This window comes from Nocardia sp. NPDC051911, from assembly GCF_040681035.1.
Lineage (GTDB): Bacteria > Actinomycetota > Actinomycetes > Mycobacteriales > Mycobacteriaceae > Nocardia > Nocardia sichangensis.
In genome coordinates, this window is the sequence record NZ_JBFAXY010000005.1 from 204,141 (window position 1) to 228,989 (window position 24,849).

Annotated in this window: 22 protein-coding genes; 16 read left to right on the forward strand and 6 right to left on the reverse strand. The window is 67.3% G+C overall.

The window, feature by feature from the left end:
* The first annotated feature begins 20 nt into the window (after positions 1–20).
* From AB0L97_RS08590 to AB0L97_RS08640, 11 genes are all read left to right on the forward strand, one after another.
* Positions 21–776, forward strand: a complete 756-nt coding sequence (locus AB0L97_RS08590) for an SDR family oxidoreductase (RefSeq protein ID WP_355074089.1) — start codon at positions 21–23, stop codon at positions 774–776.
* 10 nt (positions 777–786) lie between these two features.
* Positions 787–1,770 (forward strand): NADPH:quinone oxidoreductase family protein, encoded by a 984-nt coding sequence (locus AB0L97_RS08595; protein WP_364426790.1) that lies wholly within the window; start codon positions 787–789, stop codon positions 1,768–1,770.
* A gap of 41 nt (positions 1,771–1,811) precedes the next feature.
* Positions 1,812–2,573, forward strand: a complete 762-nt coding sequence (gene fabG / locus AB0L97_RS08600; protein WP_364426549.1) for a 3-oxoacyl-ACP reductase FabG — start codon at positions 1,812–1,814, stop codon at positions 2,571–2,573.
* 17 nt (positions 2,574–2,590) lie between these two features.
* Positions 2,591–3,043 (forward strand): MaoC family dehydratase, encoded by a 453-nt coding sequence (locus AB0L97_RS08605; protein WP_364426552.1) that lies wholly within the window; start codon positions 2,591–2,593, stop codon positions 3,041–3,043.
* A gap of 22 nt (positions 3,044–3,065) precedes the next feature.
* Positions 3,066–4,259, forward strand: a complete 1,194-nt coding sequence (locus tag AB0L97_RS08610; RefSeq protein WP_364426555.1) for an acyl-CoA dehydrogenase family protein — start codon at positions 3,066–3,068, stop codon at positions 4,257–4,259.
* On the forward strand, positions 4,256–5,353 hold the full coding sequence (locus AB0L97_RS08615) for an acyl-CoA dehydrogenase family protein (protein WP_364426558.1): 1,098 nt from the start codon (positions 4,256–4,258) through the stop codon (positions 5,351–5,353). The genes AB0L97_RS08610 and AB0L97_RS08615 overlap by 4 nt, the downstream gene beginning before the upstream one ends.
* Positions 5,354–5,436: 83 nt before the next feature.
* Complete coding sequence (locus tag AB0L97_RS08620; protein WP_364426561.1) at positions 5,437–6,063, forward strand: TetR/AcrR family transcriptional regulator; 627 nt, start codon at positions 5,437–5,439, stop codon at positions 6,061–6,063.
* A 16-nt stretch (positions 6,064–6,079) separates the two neighbouring features.
* Positions 6,080–7,309, forward strand: a complete 1,230-nt coding sequence (locus tag AB0L97_RS08625; protein WP_356964427.1) for a helix-turn-helix domain-containing protein — start codon at positions 6,080–6,082, stop codon at positions 7,307–7,309.
* A 132-nt stretch (positions 7,310–7,441) separates the two neighbouring features.
* A complete protein-coding gene (locus tag AB0L97_RS08630) occupies positions 7,442–8,920 on the forward strand; it encodes an AMP-binding protein (protein WP_364426565.1) in 1,479 nt (492 codons plus the stop codon).
* 32 nt (positions 8,921–8,952) lie between these two features.
* A complete protein-coding gene (locus tag AB0L97_RS08635; RefSeq protein ID WP_364426568.1) occupies positions 8,953–10,713 on the forward strand; it encodes a DUF3556 domain-containing protein in 1,761 nt (586 codons plus the stop codon).
* Positions 10,710–12,185 carry an NAD(P)/FAD-dependent oxidoreductase gene (locus AB0L97_RS08640; protein WP_364426571.1) on the forward strand — a complete coding sequence of 492 codons (1,476 nt, stop codon included), beginning with the start codon at positions 10,710–10,712 and terminating at the stop codon, positions 12,183–12,185. Before AB0L97_RS08635 ends, AB0L97_RS08640 begins: the two co-directional genes overlap by 4 nt.
* A 135-nt stretch (positions 12,186–12,320) precedes the next feature.
* Here the strand turns inward: AB0L97_RS08640 and lexA are convergent, their stop codons facing one another.
* From lexA to AB0L97_RS08660, 4 genes are all read right to left on the reverse strand, one after another.
* Positions 12,321–12,983 carry a transcriptional repressor LexA gene (lexA, locus tag AB0L97_RS08645; protein WP_364426574.1) on the reverse strand — a complete coding sequence of 221 codons (663 nt, stop codon included), beginning with the start codon at positions 12,981–12,983 and terminating at the stop codon, positions 12,321–12,323.
* A 29-nt stretch (positions 12,984–13,012) separates the two neighbouring features.
* Complete coding sequence (locus tag AB0L97_RS08650; RefSeq protein WP_364426577.1) at positions 13,013–14,026, reverse strand: LysR family transcriptional regulator; 1,014 nt, start codon at positions 14,024–14,026, stop codon at positions 13,013–13,015.
* Positions 14,023–16,317: a molybdopterin-dependent oxidoreductase gene (locus tag AB0L97_RS08655; RefSeq protein ID WP_364426580.1), complete on the reverse strand. Its 2,295-nt coding sequence runs from the start codon at positions 16,315–16,317 to the stop codon at positions 14,023–14,025. Before AB0L97_RS08655 ends, AB0L97_RS08650 begins: the two co-directional genes overlap by 4 nt.
* A gap of 62 nt (positions 16,318–16,379) precedes the next feature.
* Complete coding sequence (locus AB0L97_RS08660; protein ID WP_364426583.1) at positions 16,380–16,838, reverse strand: nitroreductase family deazaflavin-dependent oxidoreductase; 459 nt, start codon at positions 16,836–16,838, stop codon at positions 16,380–16,382.
* A gap of 462 nt (positions 16,839–17,300) precedes the next feature.
* Here AB0L97_RS08660 and AB0L97_RS08665 point away from each other — a divergent pair, with 462 nt between their 5' ends.
* Together AB0L97_RS08665 and AB0L97_RS08670 are read left to right on the forward strand one after the other, a co-directional pair.
* Positions 17,301–18,620 (forward strand): family 1 glycosylhydrolase, encoded by a 1,320-nt coding sequence (locus AB0L97_RS08665; protein WP_364426586.1) that lies wholly within the window; start codon positions 17,301–17,303, stop codon positions 18,618–18,620.
* 34 nt (positions 18,621–18,654) lie between these two features.
* Positions 18,655–18,849 carry a hypothetical protein gene (locus AB0L97_RS08670; protein ID WP_355074114.1) on the forward strand — a complete coding sequence of 65 codons (195 nt, stop codon included), beginning with the start codon at positions 18,655–18,657 and terminating at the stop codon, positions 18,847–18,849.
* Between the two features lie 5 nt (positions 18,850–18,854).
* On the opposite strand, the gene AB0L97_RS08675 is transcribed toward AB0L97_RS08670, so the two are convergent.
* Both AB0L97_RS08675 and AB0L97_RS08680 read right to left on the reverse strand, forming a co-directional pair.
* The gene (locus AB0L97_RS08675; RefSeq protein WP_364426794.1) at positions 18,855–19,775 is read right to left on the reverse strand and encodes a nitronate monooxygenase; all 921 of its coding nucleotides are present in this window, start codon (positions 19,773–19,775) and stop codon (positions 18,855–18,857) included.
* Positions 19,776–19,893: 118 nt separating this feature from the next.
* On the reverse strand, positions 19,894–20,592 hold the full coding sequence (locus AB0L97_RS08680; RefSeq protein ID WP_364426590.1) for a WHG domain-containing protein: 699 nt from the start codon (positions 20,590–20,592) through the stop codon (positions 19,894–19,896).
* 187 nt (positions 20,593–20,779) lie between these two features.
* On the opposite strand from AB0L97_RS08680, the gene AB0L97_RS08685 reads away from it, so the two are divergent.
* The 3 genes from AB0L97_RS08685 (at position 20,780) to AB0L97_RS08695 (ending at position 24,818) form a co-directional block, all read left to right on the forward strand.
* Positions 20,780–22,501 carry a GMC family oxidoreductase gene (locus tag AB0L97_RS08685; protein ID WP_364426593.1) on the forward strand — a complete coding sequence of 574 codons (1,722 nt, stop codon included), beginning with the start codon at positions 20,780–20,782 and terminating at the stop codon, positions 22,499–22,501.
* A 149-nt stretch (positions 22,502–22,650) separates the two neighbouring features.
* Positions 22,651–24,249, forward strand: a complete 1,599-nt coding sequence (locus AB0L97_RS08690; RefSeq protein ID WP_364426596.1) for a serine hydrolase — start codon at positions 22,651–22,653, stop codon at positions 24,247–24,249.
* A gap of 137 nt (positions 24,250–24,386) precedes the next feature.
* Entirely contained in the window at positions 24,387–24,818 is a 432-nt protein-coding gene (locus tag AB0L97_RS08695; protein WP_364426599.1) for a hypothetical protein, read from the forward strand.
* The last annotated feature ends 31 nt before the right edge of the window (positions 24,819–24,849 follow it).

The following is a 24,849-nucleotide window of genomic DNA, read 5'->3' on the forward strand; positions in this document are numbered from 1 at the left end:
GACTCCGCGAAAGGGATTCAATGATGAACAGATTCGAAGGCAAGACAGCGATAGTCACCGGTGCGAGCCGGGGCATCGGGCTCGGCATCGCGCAGCGTTTGGTGGACGAGGGGGCGCGAGTCGTGATCACCGCCCGCAAACAGGACGCGCTCGACGAAGCGGTGGAAGCACTGGGCGGGCCGGACCGCGCGCTGGCCGTCGCGGGCCGTGCCGATGACGTCGAGCACCAGGCGGAGACCGTCGCTCGCGCGATCGACACGTTCGGTAGCGCCGACCTCCTCGTCAACAACACCGGCATCAACCCGGCGTTCGGGCCGATGGTCGATCTGCCGTTGGACGTGGCCCGCAAGATAGTCGAGGTCAACTGCCTGGCCGCGCTGTCGTGGGTGCAGCAGGCGTATCGGGCCTGGATGAAGGACTTCGGCGGCGCGATCGTGAACGTGTCGTCGGTCGCAGGTCTCAAGCCGGCGCCGGGCATCGGCTTCTACGGTTCGAGCAAGGCGATGCTCACGCACATCACTCAGGAACTCGCGGTCGAACTCGGCCCGAACCTACGGGTCAACGCCGTCGCCCCGGCGGTGGTGAAGACGAAGTTCGCCACTGCTCTCTACGACGGCAGGGAGGACGAGGTCGCCGCGGCGTACCCGCTGAAGCGGCTCGGCGTGCCCGAGGACATCGGCAGTGTGGTGGCGTTTCTGCTCTCCGACGACGCGAGCTGGCTGACGGGGCAATTGCTGGTCGTGGACGGCGGCGTCACGCTGACAGGCGGAATCTGACATGGCGCGGATGAAAGCGTGGCGAGTCCATGAGCTGGGCGAACCGGGCACGGTGCTGCGGCTGGAGGAGGTGGAAGTTCCCGAGCCCGGCCCAAGCCAGGTTGTCGTGCGGGTCCGCGGCGCCGCGGCGAACTTTCCCGATGTACTGATGTGCCGCGGCCTCTATCAGGTCCGGCCGCCGTTGCCGTTCACGCCCGGCGTCGAGTTGTGTGGCGAAGTGGTGGCGGTCGGTGCCGACGTGGCCGGGATCGCTGCCGGTGACCGGGTGCTCGGAGGCGCGGCGCTGCCGCACGGTGGTTTCGCGGAATTCGCCGTGCTGGAGGCCGCCCAGACCTTCCCAGCGCCGCCGTCGTTGGATGACGCGGAGGCGGCTTCGCTGTTCATCGGCTACCAGACCGGCTGGTTCGGATTGCATCGGCGCGCCGGATTGACCGCGGGCGAGACCCTCCTGGTGCATGCCGCGGCAGGTGGCGTGGGCAGCGCCGCGATCCAGCTCGGCAAGGCCGCGGGCGCCCGGGTGATCGGAGTTGTCGGTGGCGCCGAAAAAGCCTCCTACGCCGAGGATCTGGGCGCCGACGTGGTCATCGATCGGCATCAGCTGGACTTCGTCGACGTTGTGAAGGACGTAACCGGCGGTCGTGGCGCCGACGTGATCTACGACCCGGTCGGCGGCGAGGTGTACCAACGGTCCACGAAATGCGTCGCCTTCGAGGGCCGCATCGTGGTCGTCGGATTCGCCGGCGGCGAGATCCAAGCACCGGCATTGAATCATGCGCTGGTCAAGAACTATTCGATCCTCGGCCTGCACTGGGGTTTGTACAACACCCAGGACCCGGGCGCCGTCGCCGAATGCCATCGCGCGCTGACCGCACTTGCCGCCGACGGCGCGATCCGTCCTCTGGTCGGCGCGCGGCTGGGACTGGCGGAGGTCGCCGACGCCGTGCAGCGACTCGCGGACGGCAAGACCGTCGGTCGCGTGGTCTACACCCCCTGAACTCAGCAATTCCACCGCAATCACATCTTCGAGGAGTATTCATGACCGATCCGACACAGCGGACCGCCATCGTCACCGGCGCGGCTCGCGGAATCGGCGCCGCTGTCGCCCGGCGGCTGGCCGCCGACGGTATGGCAGTAGCCGTGCTCGACTTGGACGAGGCCGCCTGCAAGACGGTCGTCGACGACATCGAGGCAGCCGGTGGACGCGCGCTCGCGGTCGGTGTCGATGTTTCCGACGAGGCCGCGGTCACCCAGGCGGTCGATCGCGTGGCCGCCGCGCTCGGCGCACCGACGGTGCTGGTCAACAACGCCGGGATCCTGCGTGACAATCTGCTGTTCAAGATGAGTGCCGACGACTGGGATGCCGTCATGAACGTGCACCTGCGCGGTTCGTTCCTGCTGGCCCGGGCAGCGCAGGCGCACATGATCGAGCAGAAGTGGGGTCGCATCGTCAACCTGTCCAGCACCTCGGCGCTCGGCAACCGTGGCCAGGCCAACTACGCGGCCGCCAAGGCCGGGCTGCAGGGATTCACCAAGACACTCGCACTCGAACTCGGCAAGTTCGGCGTCACCGCGAACGCGGTCGCCCCTGGTTTCATCGAGACGGAGATGACCGCGGCCACGGCCGCCCGGATGAACATCTCCTTCGAGGACCTCAAGGCGGCGATGGCCGCCCAGATTCCGGTTGCCCGTACCGGCACTCCCGCCGACATCGCGCACACCGTGTCGTTCCTGGTGAGCGAGGGGGCCGGCTTCGTGTCCGGCCAGGTGATCTACGTGGCCGGCGGCCCACGGAACTGAACGGAGGAAGGAGAGCTGTGCAGATATTCCAGGGCCTGTCCGAGCTGGAGGCCGCGGTCGGCACCCACCTCGGATACAGCGATTGGCACACGGTGACCCAGGAACAGATCGATCGCTTCGCCGAAGCTACCGGGGATCACCAATGGATCCATGTGGATCCCGCGAAAGCCGCCGCCGGACCGTTCGGCACCACCGTCGCACACGGGTTTCTCACCCTCTCGATGGTGCCGATGCTGGCCGGTCAGGTATACGCCGTGCGGGGCCTGTCCATGGGTGTCAACTACGGCACCAACAAGGTCCGATTCCCCACTCCGGTCCCGGCCGGATCCCGGGTCCGAGCCGGTGTCGAACTGGTCTCGCTCGCGCCGGGCACGATCGGGTCGCAAGCAGTGCTCCGAGTGACCGTGGAACTCGACGGCTCGGACAAGCCCGCGTGTGTGGCCGAGACGGTCGCGGTGCTGGTGCCGTGACGGCCGATCAGAAGGATGACAGATGACTCGACCCGACGCGGTCCGCGACGATCTGCGGCGCGGGGTGGAAGCCGTACTCGAAAAGCACGATCCGGCCACCACCGATGCCGTGACCTTTCACCGCGCCAGGTTCGACGCGGGCCTGGCCTGGGTTCACTTTCCGATCGGGCTCGGTGGCCGGGCCGTCGACCGGGAACTGCAACCGTTCGTCGACGCCCTGTTCGAGCAGGCCGGATCTCCGGACAACAACGCGGCGATCAACGGTATCGGTCTGGGTATGGCCGCGCCGACGATCCTCGCCCACGGCACGACGGAACAACGGCAGCGCTTCCTGCGTCCGCTGTGGAGCGGGGAGGAGATCTGGTGCCAGCTGTTCAGTGAACCGGGGGCAGGCTCGGACCTGGCCGCGATCGCCACCAGAGCAGTGCGTGACGGCGGTGACTGGGTCGTCAACGGGCAGAAAGTGTGGACTTCGGTCGCGCACAAAGCGCAATTGGCGATCCTCGTGGCACGCACCGATCCCAGCCGGCCCAAGCATGCGGGGCTGACCTACTTCATCTGCGATATGACCGCACCCGGAGTCGAGGTGCGGCCGCTGCGGCAGATCACCGGCGAAGCGGAATTCAACGAAGTCTTCCTGACCGACGTTCGGATCCCCGACACGCACCGCCTCGGCAAGGAAGGAGAAGGCTGGCGAGTCGCAACCACCACTTTGAACAATGAGCGCGTCTCGATCGGGGGGCGCGCGCTCCCCCGCGAGAGCGGAGTGCTGGGCGCCGCCGCCGGCCTCTGGCGCGAATTCCCGGAAAAGCGCACCCCCGAATTGCACCACCGGCTGTTGCGATCGTGGGTGGATGCCGAGGTCTCCCGGCTGGCGGCGACCCGGCTGCGTCAGCAGGTGGCCGGCGGCCAGCCCGGGCCGGAAACCTCCGCCGTCAAGCTGTCGTTCGCCCGAGTCAACCAGCAGGTTGCCGGATTGGAGGTCGAACTGCACGGCGAGGACGGCCTGCGATACGACGATTGGACGATGGTGCGCCCCGACCGGGTCGATTTCGCCGGTCGTGGCGCCGGTTACCGCTTCCTGAGGGCCAAAGGCAATTCTATCGAGGGCGGAACCTCCGAAATCCTGCGCAACATCATCGCCGAACGGGTCCTCGGGCTGCCCGGTGAACCCCGTGCGGACAAGGACATCGCCTGGAAGGACCTGAGCCGATGAGCGACATCCTGCTGCTCGATACCGATGTCGAGACCTCCTTGCGCAGCGCGGTGCGTGACCTGCTCACCACCCGATGCGACCCGTCCGCGGTCGCGCGGGCCTACGACGGCGATCGGACACTGACCCGGACGCTGTGGACATCGATCACCGACGACCTCGGGCTCGCTGGTCTCCTCATCCCCGAGGACCGCGGCGGAGCGGGCGGTACGGCCCGTGACGCCGCCGTCGTCCTCGAGGAGTTCGGACGGTTCGTCGCACCGGTCCCATTTCTGACCAGCAGCGTCATTGCCTCGACCGTCCTGCTCGCGGGCGACTCCACGCTGGTCGGTCGACTCGGCGACGGTAGTTGCAGCGCAGCGCTGCTGACGCCGTTCTCCACCGCGCTCGCGACGCACATCCCGACCTTGACGGCTGATGCGCAGGGCAGGCTGTCCGGACTGGTTACCAGCGTCGCCGGCGCGCTCGACGCCGATGTGCTGCTGGCCGCCGTCGAGACGGCCGACGGCACGGAGGTGCACGCGTTGACGGCCGCCGCGGCGCAGATCAAGCCGGTGGTCTCCCTGGATATGACCCGCCCGCTGGCTGACGTCGCTGTCGACTCCGTGCCGGGCCGGGTCGTCGTCGCCGCCGAATCCGGTTGGGCAGCTATCCAATCCGGCTTGACACTCGGCGCCGCACTCCTCGCGTCCGAGCAAGCCGGAATCGCCGCCTGGTGCCTGGAGACAACCGTCGAGTATCTGAAGCTGCGACGCCAATTCGGCCGGGTGGTCGGCGGATTCCAGGCGATCAAGCACCGCCTCGCCGACCTGTACGTCGAGGTCGAGTCGGCCTCGGCCGCCGCGCGGTATGCGGCGGGAACATACGCGGCCGACGACCCCGACAGCGTGATCGCCACCGCCGTCGCGGCGTCCTATTGCAGCGATATCGCGGTGCGGGCCGCCGAGGAGGCCATCCAATTGCACGGCGGGATCGGCATGACCTGGGAGCACCCGGCACACCTGTACCTCAAACGCGCGAAGGCCGACCAGATAGGACTGGGAAGTCCCGGCCACCATCGGAGATTGCTGGCGGACCTCGTCGGGCTGCCCGCGTGAGAAAGCTGAATGCACTGAACATGCTGCTCACAGGTGCCGATACCGGCAAACTCGTGCTCGTTGTGTAGAGCCATACTGTCCAGGTGACCGATACAGAGGACCTATCGCGCGCGGATCAGACCCGAGCGCGGCTGCTCGACGCCGCGGTGGTGGCCTTCGCTGAACGCGGCTTCCACGGGTCGACCACCCGCGACATCACATCGATCGCCGGGGTGAGCACGGGGACGATCTACGTGTATCACCGTTCCAAGGAAGAGTTGCTCTACCAGATCTCACGCGCCGGTCACCTGGAGACCCTGGAGCGCGTCCGCACTGCCATCGTTTCGGCACAAGACCCCGCCGAGCAACTGATCGCCGTGATGCGGGAGTTCACGATCCATCACGCCCGCTCCCACACCGTCGCCCGAATCATCAATTATGAGCTCGCCGCACTGAGCCCAGAACATCAACAGGAGATCAAGGCAATCCGGCGTGCGATCGAGGGCGAGGTCCGGTGCTTGATCGAGCGCGGGGCGGCCGCGGGGGTGTTCGAGAACTCGAATACCCATATGGCCGCGGCCGCTCTGCTTTCGCTGGGAATAGATATCGCGCGCTGGTACCACGAGGGTGGCTCCTGGTCACCGGAGGACATCGGCGACTATTACGCGGACCTCGCGCTGCGGATCGTGGGCGGTCGAAGGTCGAGCCCCCCGGAGTCCGCTCGATCGTGAAGCGGTCAGGATGATCATGCGGAGCGACGCCGCGGAACTGCTCGCGAGGATCGCGGGAGAACTGAGCCGACATGCGCTCGGCTTGTCCGAACGTTTGACGGAGCAGATGCTCCACATCGAGCCGGAGCTGCGCGGCGACAGCCGCGTGGAGTCACTACTGCGGGCCAGCGTCACCGGCAACGTCGTGATCGCGTTGCATATCTACGAACTGGGGCTCGACATCGACGAACTCGAAGCTCCCACGGAGGCATTGGAATACGCCCGGCGCATGGCCCAGCGCGGCACTTCGATCGCCGCCCTGCTGCGGGCCTACCGCATCGGGCAGCGACTGTTCAACGACCACATGCTCGGCGAGCTCACCGCGGCGACCAACGACGTCGCCCTGATCACCTCCGCAGTGGCCGAGATGACCGACCGCTCGTTCGCCTATATCGATCGGGTCTCCCAACAAGTCGTGACCGCCTACCAGGACGAGCGGGACCGGTGGCTGCAGAACCAGATGGCCGTCCGTACCGCGAGGGTGCGCTCGATCCTGTCCGGACAGCGCGTCGACCCGGATGACAGCGAGCGCACACTGGGATATCGGCTCGACCGAACCCACCTCGGCATGGTCATTTGGTCCGACGCGGGCGCCGATCAACTGCGCGCGGCCAAACAAGTGGCGACGGCCATCGCCGATCAGTTGTCCTGCCAAGGACCACCGCTGCTGATCCCGGCCGACGAATCGACCCTGTGGGCGTGGCTCCCGCAACCGGAACTGGATGTCGATCCCGCCGCGGTGCGCACTCCGGAGCAGACATGGGCAGCGGTGGGCAGACCTGCCACCGGACTGGAAGGCTTCCGGCTGACCCATCGCCAGGCGGCACAAGCGCAGGTCGTCGCGATGTCCGCACCGGCACCGCAGCGTGCGTCGATGTCTTGTTCGGCTCAGCTCGGGCCGATCGCGCTGATGTGCTCGGACCTGACCGCCACCCGGGCATGGATCAGCGAAATTCTCGGGTCGCTTGCGCGTGATGACGATGCCACGGCGCAACTCCGCGAGACCGCGCGTGTCTTCCTGGAGACGAACGGCAGCTTCCAGACAACAGCAGAGCGGCTGGTGCTGCACCGCAACACCGTCCAGTACCGGATCCGTAAGGCGGAGGCGGTACTGGGACATTCACTTCGGGAGCGACGACTGGAGGTCGAGGTCGCCCTGCTGGCCTGCCGATGGCTGGGGTCGACCGTGCTGCAGCCCGTGGGGTGACCGAGACATCCGTCGTGCGCGGCGCACGATCCCTCCCGCTATCTTCATGCGCTCACAATATGGTCCAGGTCACATCTCCTTCCTAACGTGGCGTTCACGCAAGTGAGCTGCCGAGTTAGCAAGGAGATCGACATGCACTTCGCTGCCCTGCCGGATATACGTGCCGGAGGCTTCCCCACCAACCCGTGTCTTGCCGACGACAACTCGGGAAGTATCACCAACGCCGAGTTCCTCGACTTCGTGCGGAAGTACGCCGATCGGTTGTCGGAGGCGGGGATCGGTGTCGGCGATGTCGTGGCCGTGATGTTGCCGAACCGGCTCGAATTGATCGTGACATTGTTCGCGGCTTGGCGGCTGGGCGCCGCGGCGACGCCGATCGACCCGTCGTCGACCGCGGCCGAGTCCGACTATCAGCTGGCCGATTCCCGCGCTCGCGTCCTTGTCTGCGCTGACGAACGCGAGGCCGGCCAGGCCGATCAACCGCAGCGAATTGCGCTGGCGGAGCTGAATCGGCACGAAGGCCGCGGCGGCGCCGCGGAAGCGACCGAGTTCTCCAACGACGCGCTCGCGTTGATCATCTACACCAGCGGTACCACCGGACGTCCCAAGGGCGTCGAGTTGACGCACGCGAACATCATGGTGATGGCCGAGACGATGGTCGCGGGTATGCGGTTGACCGCCGAGGACCACAGTCTGCTGATCCTGCCGCTGTTCCACGTCAACGGCATCGTGGTCAGCGTGCTGTCGCCGCTGCTCGCCGGCGGCCGGGCCACAGTCGCGGGCCGGTTCTCGCCGCGGACCTTTTTCGACAGGGTGGAGGCGGCGCGGCCGACCTATTTCTCCGCGGTGCCCGCCATCTACGCCATGCTGTCGGCGCTGCCGGCGGAGATCCGGCCCGACACCTCCTCGGTCCGGTTCGCGCTCTGCGGTGCGGCTCCGATGCCGGTCGAACTGCTCACCCGATTCGAGGAGCGCTACGGAATCCCGATCTACGAAGGCTATGGCCTGTCGGAGGGGACGTGCGCGAGCACGGGCAATCCACTCGACGGTGTCCGCAAACCCGGCACCGTCGGTCTCGCGCTGCCGGGCCAAGAGATCGCCATCGTCGACAGCGACGGCAATTTCCTCAGCGCCGGATCGGTGGGCGAGGTCGTGGTCAAAGGCCCGACCGTGATGCGGGGATATCTGGGCCGGCCGGAGGAAACGGCCAAGGTGATCGTCGATGGCTGGCTGCACACCGGAGACATCGGTCGCATGGACGCCGACGGCTACCTCACCCTGGTCGACCGCATCAAGGACATGATCATCCGCGGCGGAGAGAACATCTATCCCAAGGAGATCGAGTCCGCGATCTACACCCACCCACAGGTGCTCGAGGCCGCCGTGATCGGTCGACCGCACCCGGTCTACGGCGAAGTGCCCATCGCCTTCGTGTCCTATCGCGACGGTGCCGCGGTCGAGCCGGAACAGATTCTCGAGCTACTGCGGAAGTCTTTGGCCGCCTACAAGCTTCCCGAGCTGATCGTGACCGTAGACGAGATCCCGAAGAACCCCGTCGGGAAGATCGACAAGCGGATTCTGCGCCGCCGCTCGGTCGATGCCACCTTCTGATCCCCTCCTCTCCCTCTCGAAAGACACCTGCCATGGGATTCACGAAACCCGATCTTCCGAACATCGACTACGCCGAATGGAAGACCCGCCCGCGCGGTGAACGGCTGCGCACCGTTGCCGAGCACTGGGTCGAGCACGGCTTCGGCACGCCTCTTGCCGTCTACCTGCTCTACCTCGTCAAATGCGCCTTATACGTCCTCGGCGCGGCCGCGGTGATCTCCCTGACCCCCGGGCTCGGGGCGCTCACCGACATCAGCTCGTGGTGGACCGAACCGATCGTCTACCAGAAACTCGTCGTCTGGACTCTGCTGTTCGAAATACTCGGGCTCGGATGCGGATTCGGACCGCTCACCATGCGGTTCCTGCCGCCACTCGGCGGGCTGCTGTACTTCCTGCGTCCCGGCACCCTGCGGCTGCCGCCATGGCCGGGCAAGGTGCCGTTCACCCGTGGTGACGAGCGCGGGCTCATCGATGTCGCCTTGTACGCGGTCGTCCTCGGATCCGGAATCCAGGCGTTGCTCGCCTCCGGTCGCGGCGTTCCGCCGGTGGACGGCGGCCATGTAGGCCTGCTCGATCCCATGGTCGTCGTCGCTCTGGTCATCGCCCTCTGCGTGCTCGGGCTGCGAGACAAGACGGTGTTTCTGGCCGCACGCCCCGAGCACTACCTGTTGATGCTGCTGATGTTCTTCGTCCCCTTCGCCGACATGGTGATCGGATTCAAGCTGGTCATGCTGGCACTGTGGTGGGGTGCGGCCACGTCCAAGCTCAACCATCACTTCGGGCACGTGGTCGCCGTCATGATGAGCAACAGCCCCGTCATGCGACTCGGATGGCTCGAGCGCAAGATGTACCGCAACCCACCGCAGGACCTGCGGCCGTCACGTATCCCGGCTCTGCTGGCTCACGGCGGCACCGTCGTGGAATACCTGGTTCCCGCCTACCTCGTGTTCCTCGGCCACGGCGGCCCACTGACCTGGGCGGCGATCATCTTCATGGCCGTTTTCCACCTGCACATCATCTCCACCGTCCCGATGGGCGTGCCGCTGGAATGGAACATCTTCTTCATCTTCAGCCTGTTCTACCTGTTCGGACACTACGGCTACATCCACGTCCAGCAGCTTCGATCACCGCTGGTGCTCGCGATGATCCTCTTCTCCGCACTTGTCGTGGTCGTGGGACATATTCGGCCGCAATGGGTTTCGTTCCTGACATCGATGCGCTACTACGCAGGCAACTGGGCCACAAGCGCCTGGTGTTTCCGCGGGGACGCCGAGCTGAAACTCGAGCAGCACGTCACCATGAGCGCCGCGCTGCCGGTCACCCAGCTGACCAAGCTGTACGGCCCCGAGACCGCCGACATCCTCATCCAGACCGGGCTCGGCTGGCGATCGATGCACACCCACGGCCGGGCACTCAACGGCCTCATCGCACGCGCCGTCGACAACCCGGAGGACTACGCCGTCCGCGACGGAGAGATTGTCGCAGGCCCGCTGCTGGGCTGGAACTTCGGTGAAGGGCACTTGCACAACGAACAACTGCTGACAGCGCTGCAGCGGCGCTGCCAGTTCGAGGAGGGCGAGCTTCGCGTCGTCGTCCTCGAATCTCAGCCCATCCACCGGCAACGCCAGGCATACCGCATCATCGATGCCAGAACCGGCGTCATCGAGGAGGGCTACGTACTGGTCGAGGACATGCTTGCCCGCCAGCCATGGCCGGAGCCGGACGATCTGTTCCCGGTTCATCCTCTCCACCACGACGACACCCAGGATCTGCCCTCGGCGCGTGCGCGATGACCACGGCGATCGTGGTCGGCTCCGGCCCGAACGGACTGGCTGCCGCCGTGACGCTGGCCCGGCACGGGGTCGACGTCACCGTGCTGGAAGGTGCCGCCACCATCGGCGGCGGCACCCGCTCCGGCGAACTGACCCTCCCCGGTCTGCTGCACGACCACTGCGCCATGGCCCACCCCATGGCCGTCGGCTCACCGTTCTTCGCCGGAATCGACATGGCCCGCTACGGATTGAAATGGGCATGGCCGGAAATCGACTGCGTTCACCCGCTCGACGACGGAACAGCGGCAGTGCTGTATCAATCCGTCGAAGAGACCGCGGCGGGCCTCGGGCCGGACGGGCCGATCTGGCGCCGCCTGTTCGCCGACCCCGCCGCTGGATACGAACTGCTGGCGAAGGACGTCATGCAACCACTCCTACGGATACCGTCACATCCGCTGCGGCTGGCCCGATTCGGCATCCCGACCCTGATCCCCGCCGCCGCACTCGGACGGCTGTTCCGGACCGAGCGGGGACGGGCGTTGTTCGCCGGGAACATGGCGCACGGCTGGCAACCACAGCACCGGATCCTGTCCGCGGCGATCGGTCTCGGCATCACCACCGCGGGCCATCGCTACGGGTGGCCAGTCGCGGTGGGCGGCTCACGCGCCATCACCGAAGCCATGGCGGCGGCGCTGAGAGATCTGGGCGGAAAGATCGAGACCGGGTTCTGGGTCGAGTCGCTGGACCGACTGCCGCCGGCCGACCTCGTGATGTTCGATCTTGCCCCGGCCGCTATCGCCGACATCGCCGGTGACCGGCTGCCGTCACGGGTCGCCCGGGCGTACCGGCGCTTCCGGCACGGGCCCGCCGCATACAAGATGAGCCTGGCCATAGCGGGCGGCATTCCGTGGACCAGCCCGCACGCCAGGAAGTCGGGAAGCCTGCACATCTGCGGCAGCGCAGCTGACGTGGTCCGCGCCGAACGCGCTGTGCATCGAGGTCGGCTTTCCGACCGACCGTTCATCATCGTCGGACAGCAGTACCTCGCCGACCCAACACGCTCACAAGGAAACGTGCACCCGGTCGACATGTATGCCCATGTGCCACAAGGGTATTCGGAGGACATCACCGAAGTAATGCTCGACGCGGTCGAGCGGTTCGCACCGGGGTTCCGAGACCGCATCCTCGCCACCACCGTCGTAGGCCCCATCGACATGCAGGCCTACAATCCCAACTATGTGGCCGGAGACATCCTGACCGGCGACAAGAGCATCCGCCAGCTGGTCTTCGGCGGACCACGCATCACCAGGCGCCCCTATCATGTGGCGAACCGGATGTTCATCTGCTCGGCCGCCGTCCCGCCAGGGCCGGGAGCGCACGGGATGAGCGGATACAACGCCGCGGTCGCGGCCCTGCGAGAATTCGCCGCCCCACCGAGGCATCGATCCGCAGTGCCGCGCGGCGGGAACGGCCCGAACTCCCCCGAACATTGATCGCAGCGCGCGTCGCGTCGACCTGGGCGGCTACTGGGACAAGCAAGGCCCCGACCTGCTCGACCACCGCGATCCCCTGTCGGTCCAGACCCCTGCACCGGTCAACGCGACGCCCACCGAGCAAGCGCACCGAGCTCAGACCCGCCGCATCACCGACACGACCTTGCCGAGCACCACCGCTTCGTCACCGTCGATCACCTCGTAGGCCGGATTGCGCGGCTCGAGATACACATGACCGCTACGCCGCCGGTACACCTTCACCGTCGCTTCTCCCTCGATCATCGCCGCCACGATCTCACCGGAATGCGCCTCGTGCTGCTGTCGCACCACCACGACGTCGCCGTCACAGATCGCCGCGTCGATCATCGAATCACCACGCACCCGCAACCCGAACACCGTGCCACGGCCGACCAACTCACGCGGCAACGTCATCGTGTCGTCGGCATGCTCCTCGGCCAGGATCGGAGCACCCGCCGCGATATCGCCGACCACCGGCACCGCCACCGAATCCTCCGCCGTCTCCCGCCGCACCGGAGCCCGCAGGAACATCCGCACGTCGATCGGACGCGACACCGTCCGGCCGCGGCGCAGAAAACCACGCTCCTCCAAGCTCTTCAGATGCTTGGACACCGACGACGCCGACCGCAGACCCACCGCGTCACCGATCTCGCGCGTATTCGGCGGATACCCGTACCGCAGAACCCAGTCCCGAATCGTGGCGAGAATCCGCTGCTGGCGCGGCGGCAACGTCGAGGTGTCGAGGTGCTCGAACGCGTCGAGCGGATCGTATCCGGTCACCCGGGGAATGGTAGAGGCACGGGCCGACACTACGGACCGGCCACCACACCGGGCACGCCGAACAACTCCTGATCGGGTTCGGGAACCCAGCAGGCGGCGGCGGTATCCCGGTTGTAGCTCTCCGCGACATGCTCGATCAAATGCCGCAATCCCGGATGCCGGTCACCCGCCGACCACAACAGCGCCAGCGGATAGGCCGGAATGGGATCCACGATCATCAGCCGCCGCACATTCGGATGCCACGGCGTCTGCCCGCCGTCACCGGCGAAGGTCGCCAACGACGACGAATCCGCGATACGTTCGACGATCCCCGCCATATTCTCCAGCGGACCCCCGGTATCGATCGGAATCCCGCTGAACGCGCTGAGTTCTCGATAGAAATCGGCCCACTCCGACGGCACGGCCGCACCGGGCACCCACACCGGATGCCCCGCGACCTCCCGCAACCCGATCGTCGACCGGCCCGCGAACGGATGGTCCTTACCCACGAGCAGATACAGCGGCTCCAGATACGCCGGAGCCGCAACGATGTCACCGGGCAACGCCACCGGGCCGCCGTGCGCGCGGGCCAAGGCCGCGTCGACCAGACCGCTGCGCAGCGCCTCCCGCGACGTCGTGATCATGTTCGACATGACGATCTCGGTCTCACAGCACGGATGACGCGCGAGATAGAACTCCATCAACTCCGTCGCGGCCATACGCTTACCCAGAACCGCCACCCGCAACGGCCGCACCCGCTCGCGCACGGACCGCACCGCCGCCTCGGCGCCCACGAGCAGTGAACGCGCATGCGGCAACAGCCGAAGACCCGCGGCGGTCGGCGCGCTGCCACCGCGTCCACGCTCGAAAAGCTCCGCACCCAACTGCGATTCGAGTTTCGCGATGCGCTTGGACACCGCCTGCTGGCTGATACCCAGCACAGCGGCGGCGTGACCGAACTGCTCCTCCTCCACCACAGCGACGAACGCCCGCAACGCCGCCAGATCCAGATCCACCATCACCTCCATCGACCAGGCAACCTCCGCCTTGCTCGGCGACCTCACAACGCTTCCGCGCCCGTCCGCTCCGGCGGGCGGACCACCTCCACCTGCGTGAGCGGGCCCGCATAACGCTCGATCTCCACCAAAGTGAGCTGCCCGGCGCACCCTTGGCTGAGCGTCGAGGACGGGCGGTCGGCGATCAGCACGTTCGGATTACCGTGACGGCAGAACGTCGGATCCGCCGGGTCGGGGTCGTACCACGCGCCGGTGGACAGCTGCGCGACACCGGCTCGCACCCCCTCGTCCACGACCAACCCCGCCAGGCAACTACCCCGATCGTTGAACACCCGCACGATGTCACCGGCACGCAGACCGCGAGCCTCGGCGTCCGAGGGATGCATCCGGATCGGTTCCCGCCCGGAGATCTTCACCGACTGGCTATAGGCGCCCACGTCCAGCTGACTGTGCAACTTCGTCCGCGGCTGGTTCGCCACCAACTGCACGGGGAACCGCTCCGCCGCCGCGCCACCGAGCCACTCCTCCGGCTCCAGCCACACCGGATGCGGCGGGCAATCGACGTACCCGAAGCCATCGATCGTCGACGAAAAGATCTCGATCTTCCCGCTGGGCGTGCTCAGCGGGTACCGGTCCGGGTCTGCGCGAAAGTCCGCGGCAAGCACCTGCCGTGGGTCCGGCACCGGAAGCTCGAGGGCCTCGCCGGACCAGAACGCGTCGAAATCCGGAAACTCCTGTCCCGCACGCGACTGCTCTACGCGCCACCCCTCGTACAGATGCCGCAGCCACTCCGCGACCGAACGTCCTTCGGTGAACTCCTTGCCGACCCCGAGCCGATCCGCCATCTCGGCGAAGATCCGATAATCGTCGCGCGCCTCGGCAGGCGGGCGGGTCAGCGCTCGCATCGGAAAGAACGACCGGTCACCTTCCCCCGCGCCGTAGTCATCGCGCTCGATGGACATCGTCGACGGCAACACGATGTCCGCGTGCCGCGCGGTAGCCGTCCAGAACGCATCGTGCACCACCACCGTGTCCGGCCGTTCGAACGCCATTCGCAAACGGGCCAGATCCTGATGGTGATGGAACGGATTGCCGCCACACCAATACACCAACCGCACATCCGGATACACCAGATCCCAACCGTTGTACCGATAGGGCGCACCCGGATTCAGCAGCATGTCCGCGATCCGCGCGACCGGAATGAAGGCATCGACACCGTTGCGCCCCTGCGGAAGTCGCGGCACCGGCCCGCGCGCCGGTTCCCCGACGCCCGCGGCCGATCCGTAACCATGCCCGAACCCGCCGCCGGGAAGGCCGATCTGCCCAAGCATCGCCGCCAGCACCACACCCGCCCACAACGGCTGCTCACCATGTCGCGCCCGCTGCAACGACCAACTCACCGTCACCAGAGTTCGAGCGGCGGCCATCTCGCACGCCAGCATCCGGATACGCTCCGCCCCCACACCGGTGATCGCCGCGGCCCACTCCGGATCCTTGACGACTCCATCCACCGCGCCACGAAGATACGCCGCGAAACGCTCGAAGCCGACCGTGTACTCACGCAGAAACGTCGTGTCCGCCAAGCCTTCCGCGTCCAGCACCTGAGCCAGCGCAAGCATCATCGCCACGTCGGTGCCAGGCAGCGGCGCGATCCACTCGGCTTCGCTCTCCGGCGGGGTGTCGTCGCGCAACGGACTGATCGACACGAACCGGCAGCGCCGCTCCCGCGCCGCCGTGATCCAGCCCCGCACGTTGTGCCGGGAGACGCCACCAGGCGACACCGCCGCGTTCTTCGGTGACAGACCGCCGAAGGCCACCACGAGTTCGGAGTGCTCGGCCAGTACCGCCTTCGCCGTCGCCTGCTGCGTCAACCAGCCGATGTCGCCGATGACGTGCGGCAGGAAAACCGTCGAAGTGCCCAGACTGTAACTGTTCACGTGCCGGACGTAGCCGCCGAGACAGTTCAGGAAGCGGTGCAATTGACTCTGCGCGTGATGGAACCGCCCCGCACTCGCCCAGCCGTACGAACCGCCATACACCGCCTCCGCCCCATACCGCCGGTACACCCGGCCGAGCTCACCGGCCAGCAGGTCCAACGCCCGCTCCCACGACACCGGAACGAAAGCCTCCGAACCGCGCCGCCCCGGCCCCGGCCCGTTCTCCAGCCAACCCCGGCGGACATACGGCCGATCAATCCGAGTGGGGTGGTGCTGCGCAGAAGCGACGTTCCCGATCAACGGCATCGGCTCCGGATCACCACGCCACGGCCGGACCTCCGTCAGTCGTTCACCGTCGCTGTCCGCCTCGAACGCGCCCCAGTGGGTCAGATGCGTGGTCACCGCCCCACCGTAATCGGCCCCACCGACATCGCGGCGCCGCCCGTCCCCCCACCAACGCCACCTCAGCCGGATTTACGGCGCAGCTCGAAGATCCGGAACACACGGCCGCCGGAGAGCTCGTACTCCATGGCATAACCTGGCCAGAACTCGACCGCCAGATCCCAGAAGGGCTTGCGCTCCACACCGTCGATCTCACGCACCGCGACCAGGAACTGCTCACCCTCGTGCCGGACCGAGGCAGTCTGCGCGGCACGCAGATTCGCCGACCACGCCGGATGTTCGGCACTCCCCCAATTCGAGCCGAGGACGATGAAGTCCGCACCATGCGGCACATACAGCAACGACGTGGTCCGCGGGATCCCCGTCTTCCGACCCGGCACCGTGACCTCGATGGACGGCAACCCCGCCAGATCCAGGACACCCCTTCGCCCGCCGCTCACCCGCCGGATCACGCGCTCGAGTCGGAGCACGACCGGCGCCGACCGCATCACCCAGCGCTGCTGAGCGAGCCGTCTCGCCACGCGCGGCAACGGATTAGACACCACTTCAGGACACCTCTCCGTACGACTCGCAGGCTGGCAGGCGCTCTACAACAGATCTAACACCTCGTACCAACATCTATGCACAGTCGGCCTCTCGGTCTTCGATATCCATTGCGAAGTATTGATCTTCGCGATCGCCGCCTGTCTCGTCCTAGGCGGAGTTGTGGCGCATGACTGTTTGGTGGCTACGGAAGTGTTGCGTGACTTTGAGGTCGATGCATAGTTGAATGCGAATATCTACGTATCAACATGTTATTTGGACTCCGCCATATCGCCCTCCACGCAACTCCGTTCCGCGCAAGTACTCGAAGCGCACCCCTCCCCGACTTTCGAGAAAACGGACAAGCGACCAGTTACCCTGTCCCCCGTGCCGTCCTCCCCCACCCTGGTTCGAGCACCCGAAGGACGACGAGGATCAGCCCCTTTCGGAACAGGAGTTCGATGCGTTCACACCGCCGCCATGTCTCTGCCGCCTTGGTGGCCGTCGCCGCGGTACTGCTCGGAGGCGCCGCCCCAGCAGCCGCCCGCCCCGAGCCGCCCGCCGCGGTCACCCCGATGGGCCCGGATTTCCTCTGGGGCGTCGCCTCGTCGGGATATCAATCGGAAGGCCATGCCCCGGACAGCAACTGGTCCCGCTACGTCGCGTCCGGGAAAACGACCGACCCCTACCGGGATTCGATCGACTTCTACGCGCGCTACCGCTCCGACATCGCCCTTGCGGCCGATCTGGGCGTGAAGGTGTACCGCATCGGCGTCGAGTGGGCACGCCTCCAGCCCGAACCGGGCAAGTGGGACCTCGAGGGGCTGAAGTTCTACGACGATGTCGTCGCCGCGATCACGGCTGCCGGCATGCGTCCCATGATCACCATCGACCACTGGGTCTACCCGGGCTGGGCGGTCGACCGCGGGGGCTGGAACAACCCGGGCCTCGTCGAGGACTGGCTGGCCAACGCACGAGCGGTCGTCGATCGCTACGCCCCGTTCCAGCCGTTGTGGGTGACGTTCAACGAGCCGACCTTCTACCTGCTGAACGAACTGCGCCACGGCGGACTTTCGCCCGCGGCCGCGCCCGCGATGCAAGACCGGATCGCCCAGGCGCACAACAGCATTTACGACTACATCCACCGGGTACAACCGGGCGCCATGGTGACCAGCAATGTCGCCTACATCCCTGGCGGTGAGGATGTGGTGAACAAGCCGCTGGTGGACAGGCTCGACACAAAGCTCGACTACATCGGCATCGACTACTACTACGGCCTCTCCCCCGACAGCCTCACCGCCACGGCGAGTTTCACGGAGTTGTGGAAGAACCCGCTGCAGCCGGAAGGCATCTACTACGCGCTGCAACACTATGCGCGTCAGTTCCCCGGTAAGCCGCTCTACATAGTCGAGAACGGGATGCCCACCGAGAACGGCCTGCCCCGCGCGGACGGATACAGCCGCGCCGACTCACTCCGCGACACCGTCTACTGGCTCCAGCGAGCCAAGGACGACGGCATGAACTTGATAGGTTACAACTATTGGAGTTTGACCGACAATTACGAGTGGGGCTCCTACACACCACGTTTCGGCCTCTACACCGTCGACGTCCTCACCGATCCCGCCCTAACGCGCAAGCCGACGGACGCGGTGGCCGCATACACCGACATCACCCGGACCGGCGGCGTCGCGCCCGGTTACCGGCCGACCCGTGCGCCGAAGGATTGTTCCTTCGTCGACGCGCCCGCCAGCTGTTCCGACCCGGTCACCGTCCCGCGGTGACACTTCGGGGCACACCATCGAGTGGAGGTGGACGATGACCGACGATCCCGTCGCGGTGCTGCGGCGCTGGGCCGATTCCGGCGGAATCTGGCGGGTCACCGGACGCCGGCCCGGTTCGGTCACCGTCGCCCTCTACCAGTGCACGGGCGGAGAGGAGGTCGACCGCCTGGTCTCTTCCGATCCCGAGTTGATCCGCTATCTCGGTGAGCGAACCAGCAGCGAGGACTGAACCGCTCAGCTCACGACCGATCCGGTCGCCCCCGCCCACAGCCGCTCCAGCACGCGCGCGGCCGGTTCCACGGCGGTGATCAGGCCGACCCCCTGCCCCGCGTCGATCGGCGCGACGGCGGGATCGTCAGCGGCGAGCGCCGCGGTGAGAGCGCGCTTGGCCGCCGCGTCCATGGCGAGCTCTTCTTCTCGCCCGGTCCACCGGTCGGTGAACCCGGTGCGCAGCACCCGCGCGGGAAACCTGGCGGGCCAAGGCAATTCCATTCCCACGTCGTACGCGCGGGTGAGCACCGCGTCGTCGCCGCGTGCCTCGATCAGAGCACGACGGCCCGCATCCGACAGCAGCGATTCCGAGGAGGCCGCCAGGCAGGTGCCGAGCCATGCGCCACTGGCCCCGGCGCGCAGCACGGCGGCGAGATCCCCCGGTGCGCCGATGCCGCCCGCCGCGAGCACCGGGACCGTTACCGCGTCCAGCACCTCTTCCAGCAGCGGCAGCAGCGACGCGTTCACGGCGCCATGCCCACCACCCTCCACGCCGCGGGCCACGAGGACGCCGACACCGGCGGCTTGCGCACGCCGCGCGTCCTGCTTGCTGTACACCTGAGTGGCCGGGACGATCCCGGCGTCCGCGACTCGGGCGGCCCAGCCCAAGTCTTCCCCGAAGCTCACCGAGATCAGTGCGGGACGCGCCTCGATCGCGACCTCGAGCAGTCGCGGCTCCCCGGCGACCACCCAATCGACCAGCCCGATGCCGAACGGGCCGTCGATGCCACGCAGGTGCGGCAATTCCCGCTGCAGCGCCCGGACCGATCCGGCACTGCCCATCCCGATCATCCCGAGCCCGCCGGCCGCGGTCACCGCCGCGGCGAGCCGTCCGCCCGCCACACCCCCCATCGGCGCATTGACCAGTGGAATGCGCGCACCCATCCGGTGCGCCCATGCGATCGCGTCGTGTGCGGGGAACTGTTCGCCGGGAATCGTCACGAGTTCCATCGCAGCACACCGTGCCATGAACAGTGCCGGGCCGCCCGGTCACCGCGGGTGGTCACCCGCGGTAACCGAGCATGTCCAGCAGTCCGTCGAGCTGGAGTTCGAACAATTCGTCGCGGTCGGCGAAAGTGTTGGTGCCGTACATGTCGAAGACGTCCGCGCTCACCGCCCCGAACAGGCCGACCCAGAACGTTACGCCGCGGACGACCAGCCAGTCGGGCACCTCGAGCGGGAACTCGTCGCGGATCACCGCGAAGCTGCCCGCGAGAGGCGCGGAGATCCGCGGCTCCTTACCGGGCGCGGCCAGTCGGCCGGCACGATGGGCCTGAGCGAACAGGGTCAGCAGCGCGGCGATCACCCGGGTGCCCGGCGCGGCAGTCTCGGTGGCGGGTGCGTCGTAGCCGGGAACCGGCGTACCGAACAACAACCCGTAGCGAGCGGGTTCGGCCAGTGCCCAACGCCGCACCGTGCGACCCAGAACCCGCAGCCCGTCGATCGGATCGTCCCCGGCCTCGGCCAGCGCCTCGTCGACCGCGTCGCCGAGGGCGTTGTAGCCGTCCACGACGAGCAGGGTCAGCAGCTCGTCGCGACTGCGGACATACCGGTAGACAGCCGAGGAGACCACGCCGAGGTCACGCGCGACCGCGCGCAGGGACAAGGCGGCGGCGCCTTCGGTCGCCAGGTGTTCGCGCCCGATCCGGACGATGTCGTTCATGGTCTGGGCCCTGGCGCGGGCGCGGGGTGTCGTCGGCATAACAGAAACGATGCGCGCATCCGAGAGCGTTGTCAACTATTGAGAGCATCGCTCTTTAATCGGGGCGGGCGACCACCGGCACCGCTGATCACCGGAGTGATCGGCTGGTTCGAGCCGACTTGCGAACCGTTACTTACCCGGGAGTAGTGTTAGCCGAGTCACTGGCGACACGATCGAGGAGTTCCACATGGACCAGCGGACGACGGATTTCGACGTGCTGATCGTCGGTTCCGGGTTCGGCGGCAGCGTCACCGCGCTTCGACTGGTGGAGAAGGGGTACAAGGTCGGCGTACTGGAGGCGGGCCGGCGCTTCGCCGACGACGAACTGCCCAAGACCAGCTGGGAGCTGAAGAAGTTCCTCTGGGCGCCCGCACTCGGCTGCTACGGAATCCAGCGCATCCATCCGCTGCGCAACGTCCTCATCCTCGGCGGCGCTGGCGTCGGGGGTGGATCGCTGAATTACGCGAACACTTTGTACGTGCCGCCGGAGCCGTTCTTCCGCGACCCGCAGTGGCGTGACATCACCGACTGGCGCGACGAACTCACCCCGTACTACGAGCGGGCGCAGCAGATGCTCGGCGTGGTGCGGAACCCGCACATGACGCCCGCCGACGAGGTCTTCAAGGCCGTCGCCGACGACATGGGTGTCGGCGACACCTTCGTGCAGACGCCGGTCGGCGTGTTCTTCGGCGAGCCGGGCAAGACCGTGCCCGACCCCTACTTCGGCGGCGTCGGGCCGGAGCGCACCGGGTGCGTCGAATGCGGCGACTGCATGGTGGGCTGCAAGTACGGCGCGAAGAACACGCTCGTGAAGAACTACCTGTACCTGGCCGAGCAGTCGGGCGCCGAAGTCATCCCGATGACGACGGTCACCGAACTGCGTCCGCACCCGGACGGCACGTGGGACGTGTCCACCGCTCGTACCGGCGCCTGGATTCGCAAGCAACCTCGCACGCTCACCGCCGCGCACGTCGTGCTCGCGGCGGGCACGCGCGGTACCCAGAAATTGCTGTTCGCCATGCGCGACAAGGGTGTGCTGCCGGACCTGTCCGATCGGCTCGGCGTGCTCACGCGCACCAACTCGGAGTCGATCGTCGGCGCCGCGACCAAGCAGGTGCGCCCCGGCACCGACTTCACCAAGGGCGTCGCGATCACCTCGTCCATTCATCCCACTCCCGACACGCACATCGAGCCGGTCCGCTACGGCAAGGGCTCCAACTCGATGGGGCTGCTGCAGACGCTCATGGTCGACGGCGGTGGCCGGATCCCGCGCTGGCTGCGCTTCCTCGGCCTGGTGCTGCGGCACCCGATGAACCTGCTCAGCTTCTTGAGCACGAAGAACTGGAGTGAGCGGACCATCATCTCGCTGGTCATGCAGCACTTGGACAATTCGATCACCACCTACACCAAACGCGGCCTGTTCGGCCGCAAGCTGACCAGCAAACAGGGCCACGGCGAACCCAATCCGACCTGGATTCCGGTGGGCAACGACGTCACCAGGCGGGTCGCGGAGAAGATCGGCGGCATCGCGGGCGGTAGCTGGGGGGAAATCTTCAACATCCCGCTCACGGCCCATTTCCTGGGCGGCGCGGCGATCGGGGCCGATGCCGAGCACGGTGTGATCGACGGCTACCACCGCGTGTACGGCTACCCGACGCTCAGCGTCGTCGACGGGGCGGCGGTCTCGGCGAACCTGGGCGTCAACCCGTCGCTGACGATCACCGCGCAGGCCGAGCGGGCGGCGGCGTACTGGCCGAACAAGGGCCAGGTGGACGCCCGCCCACCGGTGGGCACGGGATACCGGCGTATCGCTCCCATCGCACCGGTGAATCCGGCGGTTCCGGCGACTTCGCCCGCGGCGCTGGTGCTTCCGATCGTGGAGATCCGGGAGACGCCCGCCGCCGGATAGCTCCGCCGCCGGTCTGATCTGCCGGAATTCGACGGCGGCGGGCGAGTGCGGGGCCCGTCGCCGCGAAAACCCGAACCGACCGCGCAGCAATCTCGCCTCAACTAGCCTTTATCTGGTCTTTTGTCGCTGCGACAGCCAGGAGGCGATCCGTGAGCACACTGCGGCGCATGTTGCTCGGCCCCGTGGCGATGGCGACGGTCCTCATCCTCGCGATAGCAGGGTGCGGCGGCGACGGAGCGGACTCCACGCGAGCGGGAGCACCGTCCAGTTCCGCGGTGCTGCCCAACCGGATCGCCGGTGTGCCGATACCGGACGGCCGGATCGACGATGCCCTGGGCGAGCTGGACCGGCTCGCGGAAGACCTGTTCGCCTCCTCCGGGGTTCCCGGCATGGCGGTCGCCGTCGTTCACGGCGGAAAGGTCGTGTACAGCAAGGGATTCGGCGTCCGCAACGTCGTCACCGACGAGAAGGTCGACCCGGATACGGTCTTCCAGCTGGCGTCGTTGTCCAAGCCGGTCGGGGCCACGGTCGTCGCCCGCCGGATCGCCGCGGGAGGCGTCGAATGGGACACTCCGGTGCACCGGCTGCTACCGTCCTTCGCCCTCGCCGATCCCTACGTCACCGAGCACGTCACGATCGGGGATCTGTACGCGCATCGCTCCGGACTGCCCGATCACGCGGGCGACCTGCTGGAGGATCTCGGCTACGACCGCGGTCAAATTCTCGACCGGCTTCGGCTGTTGCCGCTGGGCACGTTCCGCGATTCCTACGAGTACACCAATTTCGGGCTGACCGCGGCCGCCGTCGCCGTGGCCACCGCGGCGGGAACCGATTGGGAGACGTTGTCCGCACAGACCATCTACAGTCCCCTCGGCATGAATTCGACCAGTTCCCGCTACACCGACTTCGTGTCCCGCGCGAACCGCGCGGAGGGGCACGTGCTGATCGAGGGGAAGTACGAGCCGGCGAACCCACAGCGCCAACCGGACGCGCAGTCCCCGGCGGGAGGCGTCAGCTCCTCGGTGACCGACATGGCCAAATGGATGACGATGGTGCTCGCCGACGGCTCCGCCGGAGGCTCGGTCCTGGTGCCATCGGAGGATCTGCTGCCCGCAATCTCTCCGCAAGCCGTGTCGGCGCCACCGAAAACGCCGGACGCGCGGGCCGGGTTCTACGGATTCGGCTTCAATGTGAGTGATTCCGCCGCGGGCCGCGTCGTGCTCGGTCACTCGGGAGCGTTCGGCCTCGGCGCGGCCACCGCGTTCACCCTGATCCCCTCGGCCGACGTCGGCATCGTGACGCTCACCAACGCGGCCCCGATCGGCGTGCCGGAGACGCTGAACGCGGAGTTCGCCGACCTGGTGCAGTTCGGGGAGGTCCAGCAGGACTGGCGCACTCTGTATCGAACGGCGTTCCAGCCGCTCGGAGCACCGGCCGGGACGCTGGCGGGCAAACAGCCGCCCCCCGACCCCGCACCCGCGCGACCGGCGGCGGCATACGCGGGTACCTACGACAACGCCTACTACGGACCGGCGACGATCAGCGCCACCGATCAATTCCTCACGCTCACCCTGGGCCCGAACAACATGACCTTCCCCTTGAAGCACTGGAACGGCGACACTTTCGTCTTCACGCCTCCCGGCGAGAACGCCCCGCACGGATCGGTCTCCCAGGCGAGGTTCGACGGCGACAAACTCACCCTCGAGTACTACGACACCGAACACCTCGGCGTGTTCACCCGACGGTGACGGTCGCGCCCACCCCGACCGCGACCCCGGGCTCCGGCGCACGGCCCGCAGCCGGTCGCGGACGCCGTCCATCCGTTTCCCGGGGGTTTGCCGACCACCGTTGCGGGAAGTCGCTGAATGCAGGAGAGGAGGCAGCGATGACCGAACCGAACGAGACATACGACCCGCCGCAGGACACCGGCGCGCCCGACGCGGTCGAGACCGATGCGGCGGCCCTCAGCAGCGCCGAGGATCTGGACGAGGATCGGCTACGTTCCGACCCGCTCGAGGCCGGAATGGACCCACCGGAGCACTGGAGCGGCGTCACGAAGTACGGCGTGACGCAGTGGGAGCAATCTCATCCTCGACCGCTCGGCGACCGGCTCGCCGAAGAGGAGCCCGACACCGATGCCGGAGTCCTGGAGACCCAGGCCACCGGCACCGAGGACGACCGAAAGCTCCAGGACATCACCGACGACCGCGACCAGGTACTCGCCGCGCACCGCTACGAGGAGGAAATCGGTGTGGCGGCCGATGTAGCGGGCGGTTCGGTGGCCGATGACATCCGGCACCCGGCCCCGCCCGAATGAACTGGAGCATGCCCGCCTGATCGGTACCGCC